Here is a 23,176-nt window from a genome sequence, read left to right as displayed (position 1 = left end):
CGCCTTATCCACAGATGCAATTGGCCACGGCTTATCCACCGGCCAGTACCTGGGTTGTTACCGCAGCTGTGAACAAGCAACGTTGGGTGTGGAGCTAACGCTGAGAGACGCCCATGGTAGTCCTTGCGGAGATAAAAACGATTAATGTAAAAAAAGTTTATCCACAGGCAAAAAAATGGCCTGTCGTGTCGACAGGCCGGTAAAAAAGCGTCATTTCGCATTAGCGAACGCGTTATTTAGGTGCCAAGCGCAAGTCTACGCGAGGGCATTGAGTGTTCACATCTAGTGTTTCAGCACCCGCGCAAGGAAGGATTGAGTACGTTCATGTTGCGGTGAATCGAACAGTTTTTCCGGGTGTCCCTGCTCGGTAATCTCGCCTTTATGGATAAAAATCACCCGGTCGGCAACCTCACGGGCAAAGCCCATTTCATGGGTAACAATCACCATGGTCATGCCCTCTTTGGCCAGTTCACGCATGGCATCGAGCACTTCACCGATCATTTCCGGGTCAAGCGCCGATGTGGGCTCGTCAAATAGCATCAGCCGGGGTTCCATGGCCAAGGCACGAGCGAGCGCCACACGCTGCTGCTGGCCGCCTGAGAGCTGGCTGGGGTACTTATCGGCCTGGTCGGCGATACCCACCCGGTCAAGCAAACGTTTGGCATTGCTGACCGCGTCGTCACGGCTTAAACCGCGCACTTTCATCGGCGCCAGTGTGACATTATCAATGACGCTGAGATGGGGAAACAGGTTGAATTGCTGAAAAACCATGCCCACTTCGGTGCGGATGGTTTGCAGTGCTTGGGTGCTCTTTCCATAGGGCAGCAGTTCATTGTCATCGACCACCAGACTGCCTGATTGGAACTCTTCCAGGCCGTTAATACAGCGAATCAGCGTCGATTTACCTGAGCCACTGGCGCCGATGATCACGACAACTTCACCGGGCACAATCGTAAGGTCAATATCGTTGAGTACGTGCAGGCTGCCAAAGTGCTTGTTGAGCTGCTGCATACGCACAATTGGTTGCGTTGTGTTGTTCAATGTCTCGCTCATTGCGCGTGTCCTTATTGTCCGGCCAGGCCTCTGCGCTCAAGTTGGCGCAGGATGATGGAGAGCGTCCAGGTGATCGCGAGATACATCAGGGCGACCATAAAGTAGACCTCAAGGGCCGTGAAGGTGGTGGCGATATAGATCTGCCCTTGGCGCACCAGCTCACTGACGCCAATCACTGAAAACAGGGAGGTATCTTTGATACTGATGATGCCCTGGTTACCAAGAGGCGGGATCATGCGCCGAAACGCCTGGGGCCAGATAACGTAGCGAAACGCCTGAGTGCGGGAAAGGCCCAGAGAGAGCGAAGCTTCCCCTTGACCGCGCTCAATTGACTGCACACCGCCACGCACGATTTCAGAGATGTAAGCGCCGGAATTAACGGCGATCGCGGCAATACCGGCGACCAGGGCGTTAATTGGCCCACCCAGCAGTTGTGGTAAGCCGTAAAAAATAAACAGTACTTGAACCAGAATCGGCGTGCCGCGGAACACTTCGACATAAATGATGGCCGGCCAGCGTAGCCAGCGCAGGGGGCTAATGCGTAACAGGCCAAAGAATATGCCGATAAAAAAACCAATGGCCAAGCCGCCAAATGAGATAAGTAGCGTCCAGGGAATACCCGGCAGCAGGTAAGGGATAGACCCAAACGCCGCCGACCAATCAAACTGAAAATTGACGTCCACGCGTAGACTCCTGAAACAAAAAAGCAGTTGGCAAAAAACACATGATCAACGCAGCAGGGCCGGGGGTTTTGGCCACCCGGCCCTGTAATGGCGTTACGCTATTATAGAGGTTTTACACTCACTCTTCGCTGGGGGCTTCACCAAACCATTTGGTGTAGATCTCATCGTAAGTGCCGTCTTCTTTCATCGCGGCGAGCGCTTCGTTGGTGGGTTCCACCCACTCGCTGCCTTTGTGGAAGACGATGCCGTACTGCTGACCTTCATATAGCGGGCCAACAACCTTGGTACGGCCTTCGCCACGGGTTTGCGAGAAGTAGGCAACGTTAGGGGCGTCATAGAGCACCGCGTCAACGTTGCGGCCTAGCAGCGCCATGTACATGTCGGCAGTACCCGGGAAGGGGGTGATGTCAGCATCTTCGCCAAGCTCTTGCTGCAGGTAGTCGTAGCTGGTGGAACCAATTTTGGTACCAACGGCGAGATCCTGAAGGTCTTCTAGTGTTTCGACGCTGTCATTGTCGGCACGCACAATAATGCGAAGACCGGAATCGTAGTAGGGGTCGGAGAAGTCGACAACTTCGGCACGCTCTTCCGTAATGGTGGTACCGGCAATGGCGATTTCCTGGCTGCCGGTTTGCACGGCGGGAATGATGCCGGAGAACTCCATGGTCGTGAGATTGACTTCAAAACCTGCGCGTTCGGCGACTTCGTTGATGATATCCATATCGAAGCCGACCATTTCGCCGGTCTCTTGATCCATCATTTCAAACGGCACAAAGCTTGGGTCAGTGGCCACGTTCACCGATGGCGTTTGGGCCATGGCGGCAGTGGCGCTGCCCAATCCCAGTGCAAGCGCCAGCGTTGTTTTGGTTAGGCTGAGTGGTAGTGCTATTTTCATAAGTTTCCCCGTGCTTTATATGGCTGATGGCGGGTTACAAAGCGGTTTTTTACCGTTTGATGCTCTTTATAAACCGTTATTTAAGCCGTTGTTGACCTATTAACCTTGGCGAGAAACCGTCAGGGCGTCAAGTCACGGGGAGCGCTGCGGGCCAACGCTGTTTAGACCATAAAGGAGGCGCCGCAGCCGCAGGTGGTGGTGGCATTAGGATTTTGAACGCGAAAACGTGCGCCCGCCAGGCCCTCTTCGTAGTCGACGGTGGAGCCTACCAAGTACTGGTAGGAGAGGGGGTCAACCACTAGGGCTGCGTTACCGAACTCTATTACGGTGTCATCGTCGGCGACGTTTTCTGCAAAGTCGAAACCGTACTGAAAACCTGAACAGCCGCCACCAGTTACATAGACCCGCAGTTTAAGGGATGGGTTATTTTCTTCTGCAATCAGCGCATTAATACGTTTTCGTGCGCTATCAGAGAGCAGTAGTGGAGTAGGAACAAAGGCTTCTGCACCGCTCATGGGTACCTCCCGCGAGCTTTAAGAACGAATAAATCGGCATTGGGGGGTGATTATGGGTAATTCCCAGCAAATTGGTCAACTATTCCTGGGAATTACTAAAACATTAAGGCATCAAGGCCGGGGCTGAGAGACCGGTGTTCTCGTCAAAACCGAACATCAGGTTGAGGTTTTGAATCGCCTGACCCGAAGCACCTTTGACCAGGTTATCGATCACCGATAGCACGACGACGGTGTTGCCATTGCCCGGGCGGTGGACTGCCAAGCGGCAGGTGTTGATGCCTTTGACACTGCGCGTTTCAGGGTGGCTCCCCGCGGGCATCACATCGACAAAGGGTTCGTCGGCGTAGCGCTGCTCAAAGAGTGTCTGCAGGTCGCCCGGCTCAGCGGTTAGCTGGCCGTAGAGTGTGGAGTGAATGCCGCGAATCATCGGCGTTAGGTGGGGCACAAAGGTTAAACCCACTGTGGATTGCTGGATATCCCTAAGTCCTTGGCTAATTTCCGGCAGGTGGCGGTGGCCCGAAGCGCCGTAGGCCTTCATCGACTCGCTGGCTTCGGCAAGCAGTGAACCCACTTTAGCGCCACGGCCTGCGCCGGTAACGCCGGATTTGCAGTCAGCAATGAGTTGGCTTGGGTCGATCAAACCCGCTTCCAGAAGCGGCAGGTAGCCCAACTGAACGCTGGTGGGGTAGCAACCGGGAACCGCAATTAAACGTGCGTTTTTGATTTTCTCTCGGTGCATTTCCGGCAGCCCGTATACTGCCTCTTGCAACAATTCCGGGGCACCGTGGGCCTGGCCGTACCAGCGGCTCCACTCGTCAGCATCGCGCAGCCGGAAATCGGCCGATAGATCAATCACCCGAGTGCCGTTTTCGAGTAGCTCACCGGCTAGGGCATGGGCAACGCCATGGGGTGTGGCAAAAAATACCGCATCCATGTCGCCCAGCTGTTTGGCGTCCGGCTCGCTAAACGCCAAGGTGTCGTAATGGCCGCGCAGGTTGGGGTACATATCGCACACCTTGACGCCGGTTTCCGAGCGCGAGGTAATCATGGCTACGTTGACTTGGGGGTGCTGGGCGAGTAGCCGCAGTAGTTCAACGCCGGTGTAACCTGTACCGCCAACAATGCCGACCTTAATCACAAATCACTCCTTACGGATGCTGCTGAGTAGAAAACCAAATTCGCTATTAGCTTAAGCATAGGACACCAAGCTGTTTAAGCGTATCCAGCTATGATACACAAGAGTGTAAAGATACAAGAGTAAGGAAGGTCGCTGTGGCGCGTTTTTCCCGATCGGATTTTACCTTAGAGAGTTTTCGTCGCCAGTTGGCCAATGTCGACGCCCTTCCGCAACTCTGTTTGCTGGGCCTTGTCTCGGGGGTTATTACCGGCGCTGTGATGGTGGCGTTTCGGCTGCTATTGGAAGCGGGCGCCGCGCTCTACATGACCGATGGCGACCCAGAAGCGTTTGAAAGCATGGTGCCCTGGCTGCGTGCGCTGCTACCTATGTTGGCGGTTACCCTTGTGGGTGTGCTGCTGTACCGGCAAAAACCGGCAGCGCGCAAGCTGGGCGTTGGCCATGTAATTGAGCGGCTTACCTATCATCAGGGCCGTTTTCCGTTACGCAATTGGTTAAATCAGTGGTGGGTAGGTGTTGTGGTGGTATTGGGCGGGCTCTCTGCTGGGCGCGAGGGCCCGGCGATTCATTTGGGCGCGGCGGCGGCCAGTGGACTAGGCCAACAGATGCGTTTGCCCAATAATAGTCTCAGGGTACTGGTGGCGTGCGGTACCGCAGCAGCTATTTCCGCTTCTTTTAACACGCCTATCGCGGGTGTCATCTTTGCCATGGAAGTGGTGATGATGGAGTACACCTTGGTGAGCTTTATGCCCGTGATTTTGGCCTCTACCATGGGTGCGCTGGTAGCACAGTTGGCTTATGGCAATGAACCCGCTTTTCGTATCCCCGAGATAGCACTAGGTTCACTGATCAACTTGCCGTGGATTGTGGCTACCGGGCTGGTGATTGGTCTGTTAGCGGGGCTGTTTATTCATATTTCACGCAACCAGCGGATTATGCTGTGGCCGCTCTGGATGCGCCTTGGCTTGGTGGGTGTGGCAACTGGCGCGGTGGCTTGGTGGTTCCCTCAGGTTCAGGGCATCGGTTATGACAGCGTGGCGGCGGCGCTCAATAACCAGCTGGAAATTAAAGTGCTGCTGGCGCTGATGATCGTCAAACTACTGCTTACAGCGCTAACTGTCGCTGGCGGCGTACCCATCGGTATTATCGGCCCGGTGTTGGTCATAGGTGCTGCCACAGGTGCACTGTTTGGTTTACTGGGAGGCTGGCTTTGGTCTGATAAAGCCGCGGATCCTGGTATTTACGCGATGCTAGGCATGGCCGCAATGATGGGGGCGGTGTTACAAGCGCCTCTTGCTGCCCTAATGGCGCTTTTGGAGTTAACCCATACGCCGAGTATCATGCTTCCCGGCATGCTGGCGGTGGTGGTGGCGTGCTTAACCTCGCGTCAATTGACCGGCTGTGAAGGTTTCTTTATTAGCACGGTGCGCTACGGGCTTCACCCGCTTCAGCAGCCTTTGATGCAGGCACTCTCACGGGTTTCGGTGCCTGCGGTGATGGAGCGTCAACTGGTGCGCACCGAGCGAATGATCACCCCTGATCAAGCGCGGCTTTTATTAGAGAAGAACCCAGTGTGGTTAGTGATTGAGCGGTCAACAGAGGAAAAACCTGTGCTGGCGCTAAAAGCCGCTGAATTGGCACGCTGGCTACTTGAGCACGATGAGGCGCTGCAGGGGGATGAGCCGCCTGAGGATGAGCTGATTGATCTACTGGAAATCCCCGGCCAGCGTTTAGAGCTGGCGCCGATTGGTTTACAGGCGACGCTTTCCGAAGCGTTTCTAAAACTGCAGGATAACGCTCTGGGGGCGCTCTACGTCGTTCATGGCTATCGCCCAAAGCAGCGGCGTATTTCAGGTATTATCACCCGTGGCGCCATCGAACGTTATTATCACTACACTGACCCCCGTGGTGCCGACCTTCGTGACAATGAAGTACGAGAGAATGATACCCGTAAGAAGGACTCATCACTTTAAGGAGCGACAATGTACCTATGGGTAAAGGCCATTCACTTAATGGCCGTAGTGACGTGGTTCGCTGCGCTGTTCTATTTACCCCGCCTGTATGTGTATCACGCCACTGCGCGGGATAACGGCGACGAACAGGCCATCAGCTATTTCAAAACCATGGAGCGTAAGCTCTACCGTGGCATCATGACCCCATCGATGATTGCGGTACTCATTTTTGGTGGCTGGATGCTCTATCTGGTGCCCGAATGGTTTAGCCAGGGCTGGATGCATGCCAAGCTGGCGCTAGTGGTTCTGCTTATCGCCTATCATCACGTTTGTTTGATCTATTTGAAGCAGTTTGCCCAGGATCGTTGTACCAAAGGCCATGTGTTTTTTCGCTGGTTTAATGAGGCGCCGGTGATTGCGCTCGTGGCGATTATTCTGCTTGCCGTTGTGAAGCCCTTTTGATGCGCCAACCGCTTCCCCCCGTGGTGTTGGTACTCGCCGGACATGATCCGACTGGTGGCGCTGGGTTGATCGCTGACAGTGAAGCCATTGCGGCCTGTGGTGGTTGGGCGGTAACGATCCCCACTGCGCTGACGGTACAGAATTGTCATAATGTGACCCGCGTGATCCCTGCTGAGCCGACCGCGATGCGCCAAATGGCCGAGGCAATTAGTGAGATGCAGGTCGCGGCGATTAAGATTGGCCTACTCGCTGACGAAGACACCCTGCGCGCAGCGGAGCAAATTATTCGTCGTTTTCCAGGCATTCCCGTGGTGGCCGATCCGGTCTTTAAGGCCGGTGGCGGAACTGAGTTATCCACACCTGCTTTGCGACAATTGTTTATTGATCGCTTGTTACCGCTTGTGGATATCTTAACCCCGAATCGCGCTGAGTTGGCTCAGCTTACGCCCGACATCATCACTCCTTTCGATGATACGGCCCGTGCGGTGGCACTGATGTCACAGGGGTGCCAAGCCATTCTGGTCACTGCCACGGATGAGCCGCTGCCCGGCAACGACCAACAGGTGGTGCACACCCTGCACTCGCCTGATACTACTCGCCAGTGGCAGTGGCCACGTTTGCCTGAATTGTTCCATGGTTCTGGCTGCACGCTGGCATCGTCTCTAGCTGCTCGTCTCGCTGTTGGTGAGCGCTTACCAACAGCTTGTGAGCAGGCTCAGCACTTTACTTGGCAAAGTTTGTCTCAAGGCTTTCAACCGCCCAGCGGCCAGTGTTTGCCACATCGTTTTTCACGGGCTGCCCGTTTTTGATCCTATCTTCTGTACGCCATTGACCGAGAGGATGCCATGACTACATCAGCTGAACTGTTCGATCTTGCCAGTCGCCATATACCGGGCGGAGTAAACTCACCCGTCCGGGCGTTTAAAGGGTTGCACCGCCCGCCGGTCTTTATGGAGCGTGCTCAAGGTGCCTTTCTGTTTGACGTCGAAGGCAATCGCTACGTGGATTATGTCGGCTCCTGGGGGCCCATGATCACTGGGCATGCCGACCAAGACGTATTGGCAGCCGTACGGGCGCGATTAGACAACGGCCTGTCCTTTGGTACCCCTACCGCAGTCGAAACCACCATGGCGGATTTGATCTGCGAGATGATCCCCTCCATGGATATGGTGCGTATGACCAGCTCGGGCACCGAAGCCACCATGTCGGCGATTCGCCTGGCGCGAGGTACCACCGGCCGCGATAAGATCGTTAAGTTCGAGGGTAACTACCACGGCCACTCTGATTCACTGCTGGTTAAGGCGGGCTCTGGCGCGCTTACCCACGGCGAACCCAGCTCACCGGGCGTGCCCACGTCGCTGGCTGAACACACTATTACCCTGTCGTTTAACGACCCTGAAGGGGTTGAAGCGTGTTTTAGCGAAATTGGCGATCAGATTGCCTGCATCATTGTTGAACCCGTTGCCGGCAATATGAATTGTATTCCGCCTCAACCGGGCTTTTTGGAAACGCTGCGCCGAGTATGTAACGAGTATGGCAGCGTGCTGATTTTTGACGAAGTGATGACTGGTTTTCGAGTGGCATTGGGCGGTGCCCAAGCCCACTACGGTATAGTGCCTGATCTAACCTGCTTGGGAAAAATTGTCGGTGGCGGCATGCCGGTGGGCGCCTTTGGTGGCAAGCGCGAGATAATGCAAAACATCTCCCCCCTGGGGCCGGTTTACCAAGCGGGCACATTGTCGGGTAACCCGTTGGCGATGGCTGCAGGTGTGGCACTGCTAACCAAACTACAGGTACCGGGCTTCCACGATGCGCTTACCCAGCGGGTTAACACCCTTTGTGCGGGCCTTCAGGAGCGTGCCAATGCCGCACGGGTGCCGATGATGACGCAGTCGGCGGGCGGTATGTTTGGACTTTTCTTCACCTCTCAAAGCCGTGTGGATAACTTTGCCCAAGCCACCGCCTGTAACCCGGATGCCTTCCGCCGCTTCTTTGGCGCGATGCTCGATCATGGCGTTTACTTGGCGCCTTCTGCTTACGAAGCAGGCTTTATGTCCAGTGCTCATACCCCGGAAGACATTCAGTTCACGCTGGATGCAGCAGAAAAAGCCTTTGCGGTAATGTAACGGCACGTAACCTAAAGCCAGCTATACTGTCAAGAGCCGCTCAACTTGAGCGGCTCTTGGCTTATATGAGAGTTACACTCATGGCACGACCAACGGCTTGGCGATACATGATCTGCGCAGCGGGGCTGCTGGTTTGCTTCCCGCTGGCTGCTCAGTCGCCTCAGGAGCAGGACATGACCCAGATCCATATCACCATGAGCGGTTCGCCGGGTGCTGCGTTTTCCGCCCATTGGCGCATTACCCATGAAGGCGAAACCACCGAACACGTTGAAGAGAGTGGGACGGTACCTGCTGAATACACCTTTACCGGTACAGAACTCGAAGGCACGGTAAAGCTGTTAAGTGACGATGAGCGGCTAGAGGTGGACATTCAAAAGGGCAGTAACCGGTCGCGTTCGTCGACTCAGGGGGCAGGGGGGACATTGACGTTGATGATTCGTTAATGTTTGCATTCTTACAGTAATAAAAAAACCGCCCCTTAAGGGGCGGTTTACATGAACTCGATTTATTACCACTGAGTAGAGATAGCGGAGTTGTTATTGCCAACTTGCACATGAGTAGCTACTGCGGCGGTGGAATTCTGACGGATAGTAGATACGTTCTCCATACCATACTGACCCACATTCGCCACATGACCAACGCCGTCTTGATAAATGTAAGATGCACTTAAGTCAGCATTGACCTGGATTACATTCGCATCGTTGTCATTACCGTTCTGGCTAATTAAACTCCAAGTTTCATCAGTACTGAGCGTTTGGTAAACATCGGCTGAGTTGCCATTACCTGTTTGCTCAATGATGGAGTCACTTTTATCAGAGTTTAATACTTGTCTTACATTTGCAGTATTGTGACTGCCGTCTTGCAGTATATAAGAATCATTTAGCTCTCCACCGGATTGCACGACAGAGGCATCATTGCTAGTACCAATTTGGTAAACAATTGATTCATGCTTTGCGCCGGTTTGGTATACCGACGAAGTGTTATCATCACCCAATTGCCCAACGCGTGAGTATTGTTTGCTACCGCCTTGGGTAGTTTCAGCATCGTTACCGTTACCAGATTGAAGGATTAATGATGTACGTGTTGGATCACGGTCAAATCCATTTAATCCAGAGCGAATACCCAGCTGCGCATCGAACACGGGTTTAGTTGTAGTGTTCGCACTTGGCGTTGTAGTTGAGTTTTGATAGTCTCGCGGATCAGCAGAAGCTGAAAATGCGCTAACTAGTGCGATGGCGGCAGCGAGAGTAGCGATTTGAGTTTTCATGGTGTTTCCCCTTGGTTTGATCGTCTTGCGCTGGTTGTTACTGAGAAGCTAAATGCGACTCAGTAGGTATCGATAGCGACCGGTCGTGCATTGCCCGAGTAATTTTGTTGTTCGACGCTAATGCTGCGTTGGCCACTGCCCGATTGTGAAATTGATATATCTCCGCTAATACCTAATTGATGAATATCAGCCCTAAAGGATAAATTGTTTCCTTGTTGGGAAATGTTGGCAGCGTTGTCGTTACCCACTTGCCAAATCACGCCAACATTGTCACCACTACTTTGCGTAATATTGGCTTGGTTATTATTGCCAAGTTGATTAATATGTGAAAAGTTTGCGAATTGATAACTTGAAGAGCGTGATTGGGTTACATTAGCTTGGTTGTTATAACCTTGTTGTTGAATAATGCTAACATTTCCTGCTAATACTGAGTTATCCACTTGAGCTGCATATTGATAAACTCGTGAACTTTCTACTAAATTTGTTGAAAATTTATCGTTAGCTTCGGCTGTAGTAATTGCCACTATCATAAGAACGGCTGCTACAAGAGAGTAGTGCCAGTTCTTATTGGCTTTACATTTTGTAATTTTGTAGCTGTCTGAAGGTTGCATACATTGTCCCTTTGAAACTAATTGTATCTTTTTGTTTCATGGGTTGAGTTTGGACTAATTTGAGATAATTTCTATCATATTTTTTATTAAGACTTAGTTTGTTATTGTAGTAATTTATATTTAATAATTGTTTAGGTTTGTGGTTTTTGATTTACCATTTTTCTAATACCAGTAGCTTTTGAATAAAAAAAGCTGCTCAATGAGCAGCTATAGTCAATATCGCTAATGCTTTTTTAGTGTTTTATAAAAGTACGTTTAAAGCATTGGTATGGAGGCGTTAAGATATTCACTTAAAATAGTATCTTGAATATTTGTATCCGGTGCTAAATTCCAAAGTTGGTTTTCAATACCTCTTGCGATGAGGTGAATTACGGAAGATTCAATCGCTGACATGACCGCTAACTGAACAGGCTCATTCGTGGTAAGTCCTACCTCAGCCTCGAGTAGACGACGAAAATCGATAAAACGATAAACTCCTGCTCGCATCTCTTTAGAGTAAATTGTTTTTGTAGTGGTTACGTTAGCCAAGACTTCCCCGGTGGATATTTCAACCGCACGTAAATTGACCGTTACCTGATCAACTTGGTATTGACCTGAGGCGCCAATACCGAAATATTCAGCGCCAGCTCCCCCTGTGCGTACGTTGGATTCATAAGCTATAATACCTCCTTCCAACATCACTGAGGCAGCACGCAGCGACGGAAGTGTATCGGGCTGACCAAAGCGTTCGAATTCGGCGCGGATAATGCGTCTCTCGGTAAGCAGGTTTTGTAACCCCACACGCTCAAGCGGTATAAACCAACCAGAATCCGCCAATGCACCGGTCAGCATTGCTGCGGCACCTTGGGTAACAGCGGTCGAAAACGTGCTTGCGGGGGCTGGGCGATATTGGCCAGTTTGATCACGAAAGTCATAAACTGAAACAAAAATGCGCCCTGCCGGTGGCGGTAAAGAGACCAGATCTTGGTAAGTGGCGCCTCTTGGAGTGAGAGTTGGTTGTGCACCTTCCAAGTTTTCAGACGTCGCGACCATACCTGCACAGCCAGTGAGTAAACTGGCTAGTATGATAGATACAATAATTTTCATGGTGTTCCCCTGATGAAACAGGTTGGGTTTGTCTTTTTTAATTTCTTTGGAATTGTTGTTTAACTATTTTTTAAGGATTGAATAGGCCACCCACACTGATTTCTGTAACGTCACCAGTTATTTTATCAACAACGCGTACGACGAGTTGCCCACTATTATCACTCACCACTACCCCAAACTCATCACTATCAAAACTTCCTTCACTGACCTCTCCACGACTGACGTCAGAAATTAGCTGGGAAATAAGTCTACTTTCCAAATTTTGTAACAAGCGTTCAGTTGAAGATAGGCTTTGAAAACTGCGTGTATTTGGATCTTTATTTGTATCTTGCGCCTGCGCTTTCCCTAGCAAATAGCTGCCCACAAAGGGGTCGCCCCCAAAGGATGGATTAAGTGGCTTGTAGATTAAATCCCCAGCCTGGGATGTTGCGCATAGTAAAGCGGACAACCCGGTTACGACTAAGCCATTTTTTATAGATTTCATTAGAATAACTCCTCTTTCCCCAAGTCTTGGTCGGAAGATACCGCTGCGGATATTTGCCGTTCAATCAGTGCTCTTTCGACGGTCTGCACGGCTTCCCCAGCCGCCCTATCGGCTTCATTTATTCTTGGGGAGAGCTGTGTGCGGAAATACATACGATTGCCTTCCATTACCCATATTTGGCTACCCCATCGGGCATCTGGGCGCTCTTTAATGGTGATGGTGGCATTGCCAATAATCAGGTTATCCATCGCCCGTTGGCTAAAGGCACGATAAAAGGTTTTACCGGCCATGGTGATCGTGCGGTCTACCATGACGCCAGTCAGCTCACTTCCCCCGTTAGCGTTGCCGCGCACTTCAGGCCCATCAGGGCTTGAGAGCTGATTAATCGCGTCGATGGCCGCTTGTTCGCTAGCGGGCAACACTTCGTCCGAAGGAACTGGCTCGTTGGCCAGTACTAAAGACGACATGATCCACATCGCTATGGTTAAAGAGCCGATGCTCAAACGGCGTATTGATGGCATGACAGTTACCCTTGCGCATTAGCGCTAACGATGTCGTTGAAGACTGCGTGCGGTCTCAATATTGGGCAGAATCGGGCCCAGGTTCTGATGAATCCAGTTGAGCGCTTGAATGCGGTTGTGAACGTTAATTTTGCGAAAAATGTTGTATAGGTGTGACTTAACGGTGTGTTCGCTAACAAACAGCTTTTCGGCAATTTGTTGATTAGAAGAGCCAGCACTAAGTAGGGAAATAATTTCCATTTCCCGGTTAGTGAGTCCGCAGGCTGGGCGGAAAGCATTACTTTGGTATTTGCGATAAAACAGGATTAAACGCGCCATTAAATCTCGTGACATCCACAGCTCCCCTTCAAGCAGCGAGTGGATGCCTTTACAAATTACCTCAAGGCTTTCATTGCGATAAAAAACGCCTTTTAACTGAGCGCACGAAAGTGCTTCAAGGGCGTGATCCATATCATGAATATTGAAGGCCGCTAGGGGAGTTTTAGTTAACGTGTCGGGTAACTTATCTTGCCACTCTGGCAGTGCATCAATGCCAATATGATCGCTGTCAATGAGAATCAGCAAGTTGCCCGATGCGGAAATAGGTAATGCTGTATGAGGAGAATGGATACTAATTTGACAGCCGGTGTGTTTGTTCAAGTACTCAGCGAACAACTGAACCTGGGGACTTTTTTCGGTAACGACATACACCGTTCCGGTAGACTTTTCCTGCGACATTGGGTGGCCCTCGTGGAAAGAAAGAGTGAGCAGGTAACCACTGAAGTGTTGACCATAAGATACGTTTAGTAAAGTTTTGTTATTAAATATATGGTAAAAATATTTTTCATCTCTTCAATATTTTCATTAATATGGAAAATATTGTTATTTAACAAATGTTTATTATTAATTAAGCAATAAATTAATTACCTAATTATTAGATACGTTATGTAACATTTTGATGGCTTTTGATACCAGCAGTGAGCGCGTAAACTGCAGTTCTACTGTTAGGAGTACATACCATGGCCGCCGTCAATACCCTTGTACTTGCCAGTGGCAATACAGGAAAATTAAGAGAATTCAGTCAGTTACTTTCACCTTTGGGGTTCGATGTTCGCCCCCAGGCGGATTTTGGCGTCACGGATGTGGAAGAGACGGGGCTAACCTTCGTCGAAAATGCACTGTTAAAAGCGCGTGAAGCGAGCCTCATCAGTGGATTACCTGCATTAGCTGACGATTCTGGGCTTGAAGTAGACGCACTCAATGGTGCGCCCGGTATCTATTCCGCTCGGTATGGCGGTGAGCCGAGAAGCGACGAGAAAAATAACCAAACGTTGTTAGCCGCATTAAGTGACTGTGCGGAAGGGCAGAGAAGTGGACGTTACTGGTGTGTGCTGGTTTATTTGCGCCATCCGAAGGATCCGGTGCCGGTCATTGTGCAACGGAGTTGGGAAGGCGAAATTCTTGCTCATCCCCGAGGGAAGGAGGGGTTTGGCTATGATCCGCTTTTCTGGTTACCTGATCAGGGTATGAGCGTCGCCGAGCTGCCCAGCGAAAGTAAAAATCGCCTTAGCCATCGTGGTCGCGCGTTGCAGGGGTTAGTGGAGTTACTGAAGGTGGCGCATGGCTGATACGTTGCCGCCACTCTCTCTCTATATCCACACGCCCTGGTGTGTCCGTAAATGTCCGTACTGTGATTTCAATTCTCATGAGCCGGGCACACACGGTTTTACACCGCGAGATTTACCTGAAGCCGCCTATCTAGATGCGCTGTTACAAGACCTGGATAGTGATCTTGACCTGGCGGCTGGTCGAGAAATTAAAACCATCTTTATAGGCGGTGGGACTCCCAGCCTGCTGTCCCCCGCATTTTATGAACGATTACTGAAAGAGATCCGGATCCGTTTACCCTTCTCTAAAGAGATAGAAATTACCTTAGAGGCTAATCCAGGTACCACGGAGCAAGAGCGTTTCATTGGTTACCGGAAAGCAGGCATTAACCGTCTTTCGCTGGGTATTCAAAGTTTTCAGCCTGATCAACTGCATGCGCTGGGGCGAATTCATAGCGGTGATGAAGCGATTACTGCGGTAGCACAGGCGCGCCAGGCAGGCTTTACCAACATTAACATTGACCTTATGCACGGTTTGCCTGATCAAACGCCTCAATTGGCGATGGATGATATTGCCCAAGCGCTGGCATTGGCACCTGAACATCTCTCTTGGTATCAGTTGACCCTTGAACCGAATACCGCCTTTCACTCCCACCCCCCGGTACTGCCAGAGGAAGAGGCGCTTTGGGATATTCAGGATAAAGGGCATCAGCTCCTAGAGCAGGCGGGCTTCAAACGCTACGAGATCTCGGCTTACGCTAGTGCCGGTCACCAGAGTCGCCATAACCTTAATTACTGGCAGTTTGGTGACTACCTAGGGATTGGCGCTGGTGCCCATGGCAAGCTTAGCCGTATTGACTCAAATGGAGAGTGGCACATTGAACGGCGCTGGAAAACTCGCCAGCCAGACGCCTACCTAAAGCGCGTAGATGATCTGCGTGGCTTTATCGCCGGTAAACAGCTGATAAAAACGGATGAGCTACCGTTGGAGTTTGCCATGAACGCTTTACGTCTCACCGACGGGGTGTCGCTTGAAACATGGAGAGCTAACACCGGTGAAGCGCCTGCAAGGTTACTCACGCGTTTACAATCTGCCGAGAAAAAAGGACTTTTGATGCAAATGCCTGAAAAACTGCGTGCATCGCCTCAAGGTCTATTATTCTTGAATGAGTTGCTAGCTTTGATCAGTGATGATTGACCAGCAATCTACAGAAATTTTTTTCTGAAATAACAGACTTGAACCATCAAGCTTGACGACTTACAAGGAGTGAGTGATGCGAATTTCTCGACTACTGACACCGTTGGCGGCTGCTATTCTACTGGCCGGTTGTGCTACATCGGATCCTTACGGTGGCCAAACGCAGCGCTCTAGCACCGCTATGGGCACCGGGATTGGTGCCGCCGTGGGGGCCGCTGCAGGCGCTCTGTCTGGTGATGGCAGCACCAGCCGTCGTGACCGTGCACTAATTGGTGCTGCCGTGGGCGCAGCAGCGGGCGCTGGTATTGGTGTTTATATGGATCGCCAAGAGCAGCAGCTACGTGAAAACCTACAGGGGTCACGCATTGAAATCGATCGCCGTGGCGACGATATCGTGCTCAATATGCCCAGCGGCGTTACCTTTGGCTTTGACTCTGCTGAGTTGACTAGTGAAGCGCGTGGCTCACTCAATGAAGTTGCTAACGTACTTTCTCAGTACCAGGATACCCGCGTTAGTATCGCTGGCCACACCGATAGTACCGGTGACGCGAGCTATAACCAGCGTCTATCTGAGCGCCGTGCCCAAGCCGTCTCCAGCTACTTGTCTCAGAACGGCGTTTCATCCATGCGCCTGAATACTTCTGGTTACGGTGCTACTCAGCCAGTCGCCAGCAACGACAATGAGCAGGGCCGTGCTCAAAACCGTCGGGTAGAAATTACCTTGACGCCTACCGGTAACGGCCAGGGCTAAGCCTCTTAAAGCTGCACATTGCCGTTCAAAGCCCGCTATGCTCCTATAGCGGGCTTTTTTCGTTCACCTGTTTACGAGCTACCATGCTGTCCTACCAACACGCCTACCACGCCGGTAATTTTGCCGATGTACACAAACATCTGACGCTTTACGCCGTCACTGATTACCTATTACGTAAAAAAACACCTATTACATATATAGACACACATGCCGGTAGAGGGCTTTATCCATTAGCCACCAAAGAGACCCAGCGACTCCAAGAGTACCGTGAGGGCATCTGGCCACTGTGGCAGAAGCGTGAACAGCTAACCGACGCGCTGCTGGGAAGCTGGTTAAACGCTATTGTTGGGGCGCAGCCAGATCATAATGAATTGACCCTCTACCCAGGCTCGCCCTGGTGGCTGAGCCAGCCGCTGCGCGAGCACGATCGTCTGTGCCTGTTTGAGCTGCACCCGGGCGAACACCAGCACTTGAATGGCCAGGCGCTCCCTGCGCAGGTCAAGCGCGTGTATGGCGACGGGCTGGCAGGGCTTAGAGCGATGCTGCCGGTAGCAACACCCAGGGTATGCGTGCTGATTGACCCAAGCTTTGAGCGCAAGGTGGAGTACCAGGAGGTCGCTGACACTGCTATCCAGGCCCTGGAAAAGGCTCGCCATGCGGTGATGATGATCTGGTACCCGCTGCTGCCTGCCGGGCATCACCAAATGCTGTTGGACGTGCTGCAGGCCAGTGGAATACGCAAGATATGGCGCAGCGAGCTGCTGCTGCGCGAACCTGGCGAGCAGGCTCACGGCATGTTCGGTAGCGGTATGCTGGTGATCAATCCGCCCTGGGGGTTGGATAAACGCCTGGCAGCAGCGATGGCAGAAATTACCCCGCTGCTCGGCGCTGATAGCCGCTATCAGGCGGATTGGTGGGTGGGAGAGTAGTTGTCGAAAAAAGTAACTCTATTTGCCGATGCAAAAACTGCCAAAAATTTCGCCCAATAAATCATCGGCGCTGAATTCGCCAGTGATCTCGCCTAAGGCTTGTTGGGCGTCGCGCAAATCTTCCGCCAGCAGTTCCCCTGCGCCATATCCATCCAACTGAGCACGGCCGGTATCAAGGGCTGCCATGGCGCGATCTAGGGCGTCCAGGTGCCTTCGGCGGGCGGAGAAGCGACCCTCGGTGGTGGCGGCAAAACCCATCACATCCTTCAGATGCGCTTTCAAGTTATCCACACCCGTACCGGTTTTCGCCGATAGGCGCACAATGGGTATGGTTGTGGATAAATCAATGCCCGCCGGCTCGGCACTGGTATCGATTTTATTACGCACCAGGGTTAAGCGGCTCTGGTCGGGCAGGCGAGCGACAAACTCCGGCCAGATGGCCATGGGGTCGGTTGAAGTAGTGGTGCTGGCATCAACGAGTAGCAGCACTCGGTCGGCTTTCTCTATTTCGGCCCAGGCACGTGCGACACCAATTTTCTCCACCGCATCAGGCGTATCGCGCAATCCAGCGGTGTCGATGATATGTAGGGGCATACCGTCAATATGAATGTGCTCACGGAGCACGTCCCGGGTCGTGCCCGCGATATCCGTCACAATGGCGGTATCTTGTTCGGTCAGCGCATTTAGCAGGCTCGACTTCCCCGCATTGGGTCGCCCGGCAATGACCACGCTCATTCCTTCTCGCAGCAGTGCACCTTGGCCTGCCGCCTGGCGTACGTCGCTCAGCGCTTGCTGGACGCTGCTTAAGTGCTGGGCAACGTGACCGTCGGCAAGAAAGTCGATCTCCTCTTCGGGGAAGTCGATCGCCGCTTCAACGTAAACGCGCAGTTCGATCAAGCGCTCCACCAGCGCAGAAACGCGCTTCGAGAACTCACCCTGGAGCGAGCGTACAGCGTTTTCTGCCGCCGAGCGTGAGGTGGCATCGATGAGATCGGCAATCGCTTCCGCCTGAGCCAGATCGAGCTTATCGTTCAAAAATGCCCGTTCGGAAAACTCTCCCGGCCGCGCCAGGCGGGCACCCAAGACCACACAGCGCTCCAGCAGCATATCCATAATAATCGGGCCGCCGTGTCCCTGGAGTTCCAGTACGTCTTCACCGGTAAACGAATGGGGGCCGTTGAAAAACAGGGCGATGCCTTCATCAATGCTCCCTTCTGCGCCTTGGAATGGGCCGTAGTGAGCGTATCGCGGGGCAGGGCAATGCCCAACCATGGCTTGAGCGATTTCGCGGCAGGCGGGCCCGGAGACGCGGATAATACCCACGCCGCCGCGTCCTGGGGGAGTTGCCAGCGCCGCAATGGTGTCAGGCGTATAGAGGCGTTCGGCCATGGTGAATCTCTTAGTCAATTGGCAGAAGTAGCATTTGATCGGTCTAGCATCGATCTACATAGTTTGGATTTGTCGACCTTAAAACGCCAGACCCCCGCTCGGGGCGGGGGTCTGAAGGGCGATGACAAAGGCAGTCTATTTGGTTTTCATGCCTTTGCCGATACTCGGATCATTTTCGATTTTGCGCGTGATGTAGTACTGCTGCGCCACCGAAATGATGTTGTTGACCACCCAGTAAATAACCAGACCGGCCGGGAACCACAGGAAGAAGAAAGTAAAGATGATGGGTAGCATCTTCATGATCTTCGCCTGCATAGGATCCGGAGGTGTCGGGTTCAACATTTGCTGAACGAACATCGAAATGCCCATCAGAATCGGCAGAATGAAGTACGGATCCTTCACCGATAGATCCTGAATCCAGAAGATAAACGGCGCATGCCGCAGTTCAACCGACTCAAGCAACATCCAGTAGAGAGCGATGAAGACAGGCATCTGAATCACAATAGGTAGACAGCCCCCCAGCGGATTAATCTTCTCCTTCTGGTAGAACTTCATCATCTCTTGCGACATTTTCTGCCGGTCGTCGCCATACATCTCTTTCAGGCGCTGCATTTCCGGGCCGAGTTTACGCATCCTACCCATGGATTTGTAAGCTTTGGCTGAAAGCGGGAACAGCACTGTCTTAACCAGTATGGTCAACAGGACAATCGACCAACCCCAGTTACCGACTACCTCGTGGATATGATCCAGCAGCCAGAAGAGGGGGTTAGCAATAAACCATAACCAGCCATAATCTACGGTTAATTGCAGGTTGGGAGCGACTTGTTCCAGATAGTCCTGCACTTTTGGCCCGACGTACAGAGTGGCGCCTAGAGTGGTTTCACTATCGGCGGCCACAGTGCTGGTGGGGCCAGCAAAGGCTACGACGTTACGATTACTGGAGTCGGTGGTGACGTAGAAAAGGTTTTGCTGATCCTGCTGAGGCGCCCATGCCGACACAAAGTAGTGCTGAATAATGGCTATCCAGCCGCCCTGTGCTTCACGGTTTTCGAAGTTATGGCTTTGAATATCCTCAAAGTCGATCTTCTCGTAGCGTGCATCTGGCGTTGAGTAAGCGGCCCCTAAGTAGGATTTCATACCCATGGAGACACCGCTTGATGGGTCAGGGCTATTGTCGCGTGCCAACTGACCAATAAAGCGCGCACTAACCGGTGCGTCGGTGTTATTGGCCAGGTAGTAGTTGACGTTGACCGCATAGCTGCCGCGCTCAAAGGTAAGCCGCTTAATGACCTCAACGCCGTTAACATCAGCGGTTAGATCAACGCTTAGCTCGTCATCGTTATCGCCTAAACGATACTCCGAGTTTTCAGGCGTGAACGCGATACGGCTGGCTTGGCCATCGAGCTGCAGGCCTGAGCGAGCCACGTAACTACGGCTGCTGTTATCGGATAACAGCACATAGTTACGGTCTGAATCCAGAGAGAGTTTGTGCTGCGGTAACGCGGCATAAACAATATCGCCACCGTGTGGATCAATACGCACATCCAGAACATCGGTGGTCACGGCAATGAAGTCGCGGCTTGATGTCTCGCTTTCGGTATCAGGAATACCTTCACCTACCGCACTTTGCTGTGAAGACGTGCTCGGCACCGCTAAGCCGCTTTCTCCATCTTCAGCATTGCTAGGAGACGTGGAATTGCTGCGTTGCGTCGTTTCAGGCACTGAATCGTAATTCGGCTGCCCGTAATCCTGATTCCACTGGACGACTAGCAAGTAAGCGAGTACGGCTAGTGGAATCAGTAATAAAAGTCGTTTTACGTCCATGAGGGTTCTGCCCGCTGGGTGGTGAACATGCTAATGGCGCAGTGTCATTTACTCGACTCTTGACACACGAAAGCCTGCCAGTTGGCAGGCCGAGGTCGAGCGGCGAGGGGTGCACCAAAGGTCACGTGTCACGCTTAGGCGTTGGTGCTGCGATCACCGCCTGTGCGTCACGCTGTAGTCGTTTCCACATGCCGTGTAACTGGCGATGCAAGGTGTCGTTATCGAGATCCTGAACGCCACGTCGCGCAAGTACCACTATATCCACAGAGGGTAGGTGATCTTGACGAAGGCGAACGGATTCTCGAACCAGACGCTTGAAACGGTTGCGATCTACGGCGCGTTTAACATTTTTTTTGCTGACCACCAGTCCAAGGCGGGGGTGTCCCCGAGTACTAAAGCGAACTAACGCCATCATACCTTTGCCATGCACTTTCAGGTCGGCTTGCTCAAACACGTGACTAAAGTCCCCAGCATTTAGTAACCGTAATTGCCGGGGAAAGCCTTGCTGCGGTACACGCAATCTGAGATCAGGCGCTCAGACGCTTGCGGCCCTTGGCACGGCGACGTGCGAGGACGGCGCGACCGTTTTTGGTTGCCATACGAGCACGGAAGCCATGCGCGCGCTTGCGCTTGAGAACGCTAGGTTGAAAAGTGCGTTTCATAACTCGTTATTCCCACGTGGTTTAGGACGGAAAGTGAATTCCAAAAAGCCCGGTCCAGTGAGGAACTAGCCGGGGAGATTCAATTCAAGACCGGAAATTGTAGAGACTTCCTCTGCTGGGTGCAATTTTTCCTTGCATAAAAGCGTTATCACGCCTCAGCCAGCGTGCTTGATACGGTAAGAGTAGCCATTAATGAAGTCACTATTATTACTAATAGGTAGTTCTAAACCTGTTGTTATTAATAGTGGGGATACTATTTGTGGATAAGTGGTTTTAGGCGATATTTTTCAATTGCTTATAACAATAAAAAATCTGTGTGTAAGTCCCGTATAAGCCGTCTACAAGGTGTTGGCGAGATGTGATTAACCCGTGTGTAAGACACGTATTTAACGATTATCCCCGTCCCTCCACAAGGTTTTCCCATGGGCTCATCGTTAGTTGTCCACAGGCCAATATTGAAGGCTAAACCCGTGTGGATAACCGAGGCTTTGGGCGCTACAATGGTCGGCCGTTTTCAACCGATGGTGAGATGAGTGTCACTGACGCTTTGGCAACAGTGCCTGGACAACCTGCAGGATGAGCTGAATTCACAGCAGTTCAATACCTGGATACGCCCGCTGCAGGCAGAAGAAGGAGAGTCCAACGAGCTGCGCTTATTGGCGCCGAATCGTTTTGTGCGCGATTGGGTGAGCGATAAGTATGCCAAGCGGATTAGTGAGCTGATGCGTGAACTCGCACCGGCCAAGCCGCCAAAGGTCAGCCTGACGGTGGGTAGTCGCCGTTTGGCAGCCCAGGCCCCTCAGCATCGTGATTTAGGTAATCCTGTATCGGCTTCGCCGTCGCGGCCAGCATCGCCAGCGGTACATACGCCGCCACGCGGCGATATTGCCGATGAGCGCGAAATCGATAGGCTGCGCGATGAAGCGCCGAGTCGGCGTAATAATGAACGTCAGGTACAGGTAGAAGGCAGCCTGAAACATGGCAGCGGGCTCAATCCGAATTTTACTTTCGATACGTTCGTGGAAGGTAAGTCTAACCAGCTGGCTCGTGCTGCCTCCCGCCAGGTGTCTGAAAACCCTGGTGGCGCTTATAACCCCTTGTTTTTATACGGTGGCGTAGGCTTGGGTAAAACCCACTTAATGCATGCAGTGGGGAACGCATTGGCAACCCGGCGTGAAAACGCCCGGGTGGTATACCTGCACTCAGAGCGGTTTGTCGCCGATATGGTTAAAGCGCTCCAGCTTAATGCGATTAATGATTTTAAGCGTTTTTATCGCAGTGTTGATGCGTTACTTATTGATGATATTCAGTTTTTTGCTGGAAAAGAGCGCTCTCAAGAAGAGTTTTTCCATACCTTCAATGCGTTATTAGAAGGTGGTCAGCAAATGATTCTGACCTCTGATCGCTATCCTAAAGAGATCAGTGGGGTAGAGGAGCGCCTTAAATCACGCTTTGGTTGGGGGCTTACGGTCGCGATAGAGCCGCCAGAGCTTGAAACCCGTGTGGCCATCTTGATGAAAAAGGCCGACCAAGCTAAGGTCGATTTGCCTCACGATGCGGCTTTCTTCATTGCGCAAAAAATTCGTTCCAACGTGCGCGAATTGGAAGGTGCGCTGAAAAAAGTCATTGCTGATTCGCACTTCATGGGTAAAACGATTACCCAAGACTTTATTCGTGAGTCTCTGAAAGATCTGTTAGCGCTTCAGGATAAGCAGGTAGGGGTAGATAATATTCAGCGTACGGTCGCCGAATATTACAAGATTAAGGTGGCGGATCTGCTTTCGAAGCGCCGTTCACGCTCAGTTGCCCGCCCTCGTCAGGTGGCGATGGCGCTTGCTAAAGAGCTCACCAATCACAGCTTACCTGAGATTGGCGATGCCTTTGGCGGGCGTGACCACACAACGGTGTTGCACGCTTGCCGAAAAGTGAAATCATTGCAGGAAGAGAGCGCGGATATTCGTGAGGATTACAAGAATTTACTGCGCCTGTTGACCAGTTAATCATTCCATGGGACGGGCCTGTTACACGCAGGTCTTTCAGGATATAG

General features: G+C 52.1%; 25 protein-coding genes. 10 read left to right on the top strand and 15 right to left on the bottom strand.

The features are described 5' to 3' along the window. Positions 1-282: 282 nt before the first annotated feature. From AC4EYZ_RS11780 to argC, 5 genes are all read right to left on the bottom strand, one after another. Positions 283-1,053 carry an amino acid ABC transporter ATP-binding protein gene (locus tag AC4EYZ_RS11780; protein WP_022521047.1) on the bottom strand — a complete coding sequence of 257 codons (771 nt, stop codon included), beginning with the start codon at positions 1,051-1,053 and terminating at the stop codon, positions 283-285. An 11-nt stretch (positions 1,054-1,064) separates the two neighbouring features. Continuing rightward, on the bottom strand, positions 1,065-1,736 hold the full coding sequence (locus tag AC4EYZ_RS11775; RefSeq protein WP_009286346.1) for an amino acid ABC transporter permease: 672 nt from the start codon (positions 1,734-1,736) through the stop codon (positions 1,065-1,067). Positions 1,737-1,854: 118 nt separating this feature from the next. Further along, a complete protein-coding gene (locus AC4EYZ_RS11770) occupies positions 1,855-2,631 on the bottom strand; it encodes a transporter substrate-binding domain-containing protein (RefSeq protein ID WP_009286347.1) in 777 nt (258 codons plus the stop codon). A gap of 161 nt (positions 2,632-2,792) precedes the next feature. Continuing rightward, positions 2,793-3,146: an iron-sulfur cluster insertion protein ErpA gene (gene erpA, locus AC4EYZ_RS11765; protein ID WP_007112206.1), complete on the bottom strand. Its 354-nt coding sequence runs from the start codon at positions 3,144-3,146 to the stop codon at positions 2,793-2,795. 103 nt (positions 3,147-3,249) lie between these two features. Continuing rightward, positions 3,250-4,284, bottom strand: coding sequence for an N-acetyl-gamma-glutamyl-phosphate reductase (argC, locus tag AC4EYZ_RS11760; protein WP_027958504.1), 1,035 nt, complete (start codon positions 4,282-4,284; stop codon positions 3,250-3,252). 134 nt (positions 4,285-4,418) lie between these two features. Between argC and AC4EYZ_RS11755 the strand changes: the two genes are divergently transcribed. The 5 genes from AC4EYZ_RS11755 to AC4EYZ_RS11735 all read left to right on the top strand — a co-directional run bounded on the left by AC4EYZ_RS11755 (position 4,419) and on the right by AC4EYZ_RS11735 (position 9,264). Next, positions 4,419-6,254 carry a chloride channel protein gene (locus AC4EYZ_RS11755; protein ID WP_027958503.1) on the top strand — a complete coding sequence of 612 codons (1,836 nt, stop codon included), beginning with the start codon at positions 4,419-4,421 and terminating at the stop codon, positions 6,252-6,254. A 9-nt stretch (positions 6,255-6,263) separates the two neighbouring features. After that, complete coding sequence (gene hemJ, locus AC4EYZ_RS11750) at positions 6,264-6,695, top strand: protoporphyrinogen oxidase HemJ (protein ID WP_022521043.1); 432 nt, start codon at positions 6,264-6,266, stop codon at positions 6,693-6,695. Next, positions 6,695-7,504, top strand: a complete 810-nt coding sequence (thiD, locus tag AC4EYZ_RS11745; protein WP_022521042.1) for a bifunctional hydroxymethylpyrimidine kinase/phosphomethylpyrimidine kinase — start codon at positions 6,695-6,697, stop codon at positions 7,502-7,504. Before hemJ ends, thiD begins: the two co-directional genes overlap by 1 nt. Positions 7,505-7,540: 36 nt before the next feature. Further along, complete coding sequence (gene hemL / locus AC4EYZ_RS11740) at positions 7,541-8,821, top strand: glutamate-1-semialdehyde 2,1-aminomutase (protein WP_009286351.1); 1,281 nt, start codon at positions 7,541-7,543, stop codon at positions 8,819-8,821. A gap of 80 nt (positions 8,822-8,901) precedes the next feature. Next, positions 8,902-9,264 (top strand): hypothetical protein, encoded by a 363-nt coding sequence (locus AC4EYZ_RS11735; RefSeq protein ID WP_231500647.1) that lies wholly within the window; start codon positions 8,902-8,904, stop codon positions 9,262-9,264. A gap of 65 nt (positions 9,265-9,329) precedes the next feature. Here AC4EYZ_RS11735 and AC4EYZ_RS11730 read toward each other — a convergent pair whose 3' ends face one another. The 6 genes from AC4EYZ_RS11730 to AC4EYZ_RS11705 form a co-directional block, all read right to left on the bottom strand. Further along, positions 9,330-10,088 carry a hypothetical protein gene (locus AC4EYZ_RS11730; RefSeq protein WP_009286352.1) on the bottom strand — a complete coding sequence of 253 codons (759 nt, stop codon included), beginning with the start codon at positions 10,086-10,088 and terminating at the stop codon, positions 9,330-9,332. A gap of 59 nt (positions 10,089-10,147) precedes the next feature. Next, positions 10,148-10,699 (bottom strand): hypothetical protein, encoded by a 552-nt coding sequence (locus AC4EYZ_RS11725; protein ID WP_342584589.1) that lies wholly within the window; start codon positions 10,697-10,699, stop codon positions 10,148-10,150. A gap of 255 nt (positions 10,700-10,954) precedes the next feature. After that, positions 10,955-11,785 carry a CsgG/HfaB family protein gene (locus AC4EYZ_RS11720; protein ID WP_027958501.1) on the bottom strand — a complete coding sequence of 277 codons (831 nt, stop codon included), beginning with the start codon at positions 11,783-11,785 and terminating at the stop codon, positions 10,955-10,957. A gap of 70 nt (positions 11,786-11,855) precedes the next feature. Next, positions 11,856-12,269, bottom strand: a complete 414-nt coding sequence (locus AC4EYZ_RS11715) for a curli assembly protein CsgF (protein WP_051430502.1) — start codon at positions 12,267-12,269, stop codon at positions 11,856-11,858. Next, the gene (locus AC4EYZ_RS11710) at positions 12,269-12,790 is read right to left on the bottom strand and encodes a CsgE family curli-type amyloid fiber assembly protein (protein ID WP_474193211.1); all 522 of its coding nucleotides are present in this window, start codon (positions 12,788-12,790) and stop codon (positions 12,269-12,271) included. The genes AC4EYZ_RS11715 and AC4EYZ_RS11710 overlap by 1 nt, the downstream gene beginning before the upstream one ends. Positions 12,791-12,814: 24 nt before the next feature. Further along, positions 12,815-13,507, bottom strand: a complete 693-nt coding sequence (locus AC4EYZ_RS11705; RefSeq protein ID WP_027958498.1) for a response regulator transcription factor — start codon at positions 13,505-13,507, stop codon at positions 12,815-12,817. Between the two features lie 281 nt (positions 13,508-13,788). Between AC4EYZ_RS11705 and rdgB the strand changes: the two genes are divergently transcribed. The 4 genes from rdgB (at position 13,789) to AC4EYZ_RS11685 (ending at position 17,254) form a co-directional block, all read left to right on the top strand. Continuing rightward, positions 13,789-14,397 carry an RdgB/HAM1 family non-canonical purine NTP pyrophosphatase gene (rdgB, locus tag AC4EYZ_RS11700; RefSeq protein WP_009286354.1) on the top strand — a complete coding sequence of 203 codons (609 nt, stop codon included), beginning with the start codon at positions 13,789-13,791 and terminating at the stop codon, positions 14,395-14,397. Beyond that, positions 14,390-15,574 (top strand): radical SAM family heme chaperone HemW, encoded by a 1,185-nt coding sequence (gene hemW / locus AC4EYZ_RS11695; protein ID WP_027958497.1) that lies wholly within the window; start codon positions 14,390-14,392, stop codon positions 15,572-15,574. Before rdgB ends, hemW begins: the two co-directional genes overlap by 8 nt. 76 nt (positions 15,575-15,650) lie before the next feature. Continuing rightward, positions 15,651-16,325, top strand: coding sequence for a YiaD family glycine zipper/OmpA-like lipoprotein (locus AC4EYZ_RS11690; protein WP_027958496.1), 675 nt, complete (start codon positions 15,651-15,653; stop codon positions 16,323-16,325). Between the two features lie 83 nt (positions 16,326-16,408). Beyond that, positions 16,409-17,254, top strand: a complete 846-nt coding sequence (locus AC4EYZ_RS11685; protein ID WP_009286356.1) for a 23S rRNA (adenine(2030)-N(6))-methyltransferase RlmJ — start codon at positions 16,409-16,411, stop codon at positions 17,252-17,254. An 18-nt stretch (positions 17,255-17,272) separates the two neighbouring features. Here AC4EYZ_RS11685 and mnmE read toward each other — a convergent pair whose 3' ends face one another. The 4 genes from mnmE to rpmH all read right to left on the bottom strand — a co-directional run bounded on the left by mnmE (position 17,273) and on the right by rpmH (position 21,129). After that, positions 17,273-18,643, bottom strand: coding sequence for a tRNA uridine-5-carboxymethylaminomethyl(34) synthesis GTPase MnmE (gene mnmE, locus AC4EYZ_RS11680; protein WP_039857850.1), 1,371 nt, complete (start codon positions 18,641-18,643; stop codon positions 17,273-17,275). A 135-nt stretch (positions 18,644-18,778) separates the two neighbouring features. Continuing rightward, positions 18,779-20,467 (bottom strand): membrane protein insertase YidC, encoded by a 1,689-nt coding sequence (gene yidC / locus AC4EYZ_RS11675; protein WP_009286358.1) that lies wholly within the window; start codon positions 20,465-20,467, stop codon positions 18,779-18,781. A gap of 121 nt (positions 20,468-20,588) precedes the next feature. After that, the gene (gene rnpA, locus AC4EYZ_RS11670) at positions 20,589-20,987 is read right to left on the bottom strand and encodes a ribonuclease P protein component (protein ID WP_027958493.1); all 399 of its coding nucleotides are present in this window, start codon (positions 20,985-20,987) and stop codon (positions 20,589-20,591) included. A gap of 7 nt (positions 20,988-20,994) precedes the next feature. Then, positions 20,995-21,129 carry a 50S ribosomal protein L34 gene (gene rpmH, locus AC4EYZ_RS11665; protein WP_008959105.1) on the bottom strand — a complete coding sequence of 45 codons (135 nt, stop codon included), beginning with the start codon at positions 21,127-21,129 and terminating at the stop codon, positions 20,995-20,997. Positions 21,130-21,662: 533 nt separating this feature from the next. Here rpmH and dnaA point away from each other — a divergent pair. Beyond that, positions 21,663-23,129 carry a chromosomal replication initiator protein DnaA gene (gene dnaA / locus AC4EYZ_RS11660; protein ID WP_022521029.1) on the top strand — a complete coding sequence of 489 codons (1,467 nt, stop codon included), beginning with the start codon at positions 21,663-21,665 and terminating at the stop codon, positions 23,127-23,129. The last annotated feature ends 47 nt before the right edge of the window (positions 23,130-23,176 follow it).

The sequence above is a fragment of the Vreelandella sp. 162(4c) genome (genome assembly GCF_058152265.1).
The sequence above is the reverse complement of the archived record's forward strand: the minus strand, read 5'-3'. Positions and strand labels throughout refer to the sequence as shown.

Coding starts and splice junctions, on each gene's coding strand:
- AC4EYZ_RS11780 (WP_022521047.1), bottom strand. CDS start 1,053: ATGAGCGAGACATTGAACAACACAACGCAACCAATTGTGCGTATGCAG.
- AC4EYZ_RS11770 (WP_009286347.1), bottom strand. CDS start 2,631: ATGAAAATAGCACTACCACTCAGCCTAACCAAAACAACGCTGGCGCTT.
- erpA (WP_007112206.1), bottom strand. CDS start 3,146: ATGAGCGGTGCAGAAGCCTTTGTTCCTACTCCACTACTGCTCTCTGAT.
- hemJ (WP_022521043.1), top strand. CDS start 6,264: ATGTACCTATGGGTAAAGGCCATTCACTTAATGGCCGTAGTGACGTGG.
- thiD (WP_022521042.1), top strand. CDS start 6,695: ATGCGCCAACCGCTTCCCCCCGTGGTGTTGGTACTCGCCGGACATGAT.
- hemL (WP_009286351.1), top strand. CDS start 7,541: ATGACTACATCAGCTGAACTGTTCGATCTTGCCAGTCGCCATATACCG.
- AC4EYZ_RS11735 (WP_231500647.1), top strand. CDS start 8,902: ATGGCACGACCAACGGCTTGGCGATACATGATCTGCGCAGCGGGGCTG.
- AC4EYZ_RS11730 (WP_009286352.1), bottom strand. CDS start 10,088: ATGAAAACTCAAATCGCTACTCTCGCTGCCGCCATCGCACTAGTTAGC.
- AC4EYZ_RS11725 (WP_342584589.1), bottom strand. CDS start 10,699: ATGCAACCTTCAGACAGCTACAAAATTACAAAATGTAAAGCCAATAAG.
- AC4EYZ_RS11720 (WP_027958501.1), bottom strand. CDS start 11,785: ATGAAAATTATTGTATCTATCATACTAGCCAGTTTACTCACTGGCTGT.
- AC4EYZ_RS11715 (WP_051430502.1), bottom strand. CDS start 12,269: ATGAAATCTATAAAAAATGGCTTAGTCGTAACCGGGTTGTCCGCTTTA.
- AC4EYZ_RS11710 (WP_474193211.1), bottom strand. CDS start 12,790: ATGCCATCAATACGCCGTTTGAGCATCGGCTCTTTAACCATAGCGATG.
- AC4EYZ_RS11705 (WP_027958498.1), bottom strand. CDS start 13,507: ATGTCGCAGGAAAAGTCTACCGGAACGGTGTATGTCGTTACCGAAAAA.
- rdgB (WP_009286354.1), top strand. CDS start 13,789: ATGGCCGCCGTCAATACCCTTGTACTTGCCAGTGGCAATACAGGAAAA.
- hemW (WP_027958497.1), top strand. CDS start 14,390: ATGGCTGATACGTTGCCGCCACTCTCTCTCTATATCCACACGCCCTGG.
- AC4EYZ_RS11690 (WP_027958496.1), top strand. CDS start 15,651: ATGCGAATTTCTCGACTACTGACACCGTTGGCGGCTGCTATTCTACTG.
- AC4EYZ_RS11685 (WP_009286356.1), top strand. CDS start 16,409: ATGCTGTCCTACCAACACGCCTACCACGCCGGTAATTTTGCCGATGTA.
- mnmE (WP_039857850.1), bottom strand. CDS start 18,643: ATGGCCGAACGCCTCTATACGCCTGACACCATTGCGGCGCTGGCAACT.
- yidC (WP_009286358.1), bottom strand. CDS start 20,467: ATGGACGTAAAACGACTTTTATTACTGATTCCACTAGCCGTACTCGCT.
- rpmH (WP_008959105.1), bottom strand. CDS start 21,129: ATGAAACGCACTTTTCAACCTAGCGTTCTCAAGCGCAAGCGCGCGCAT.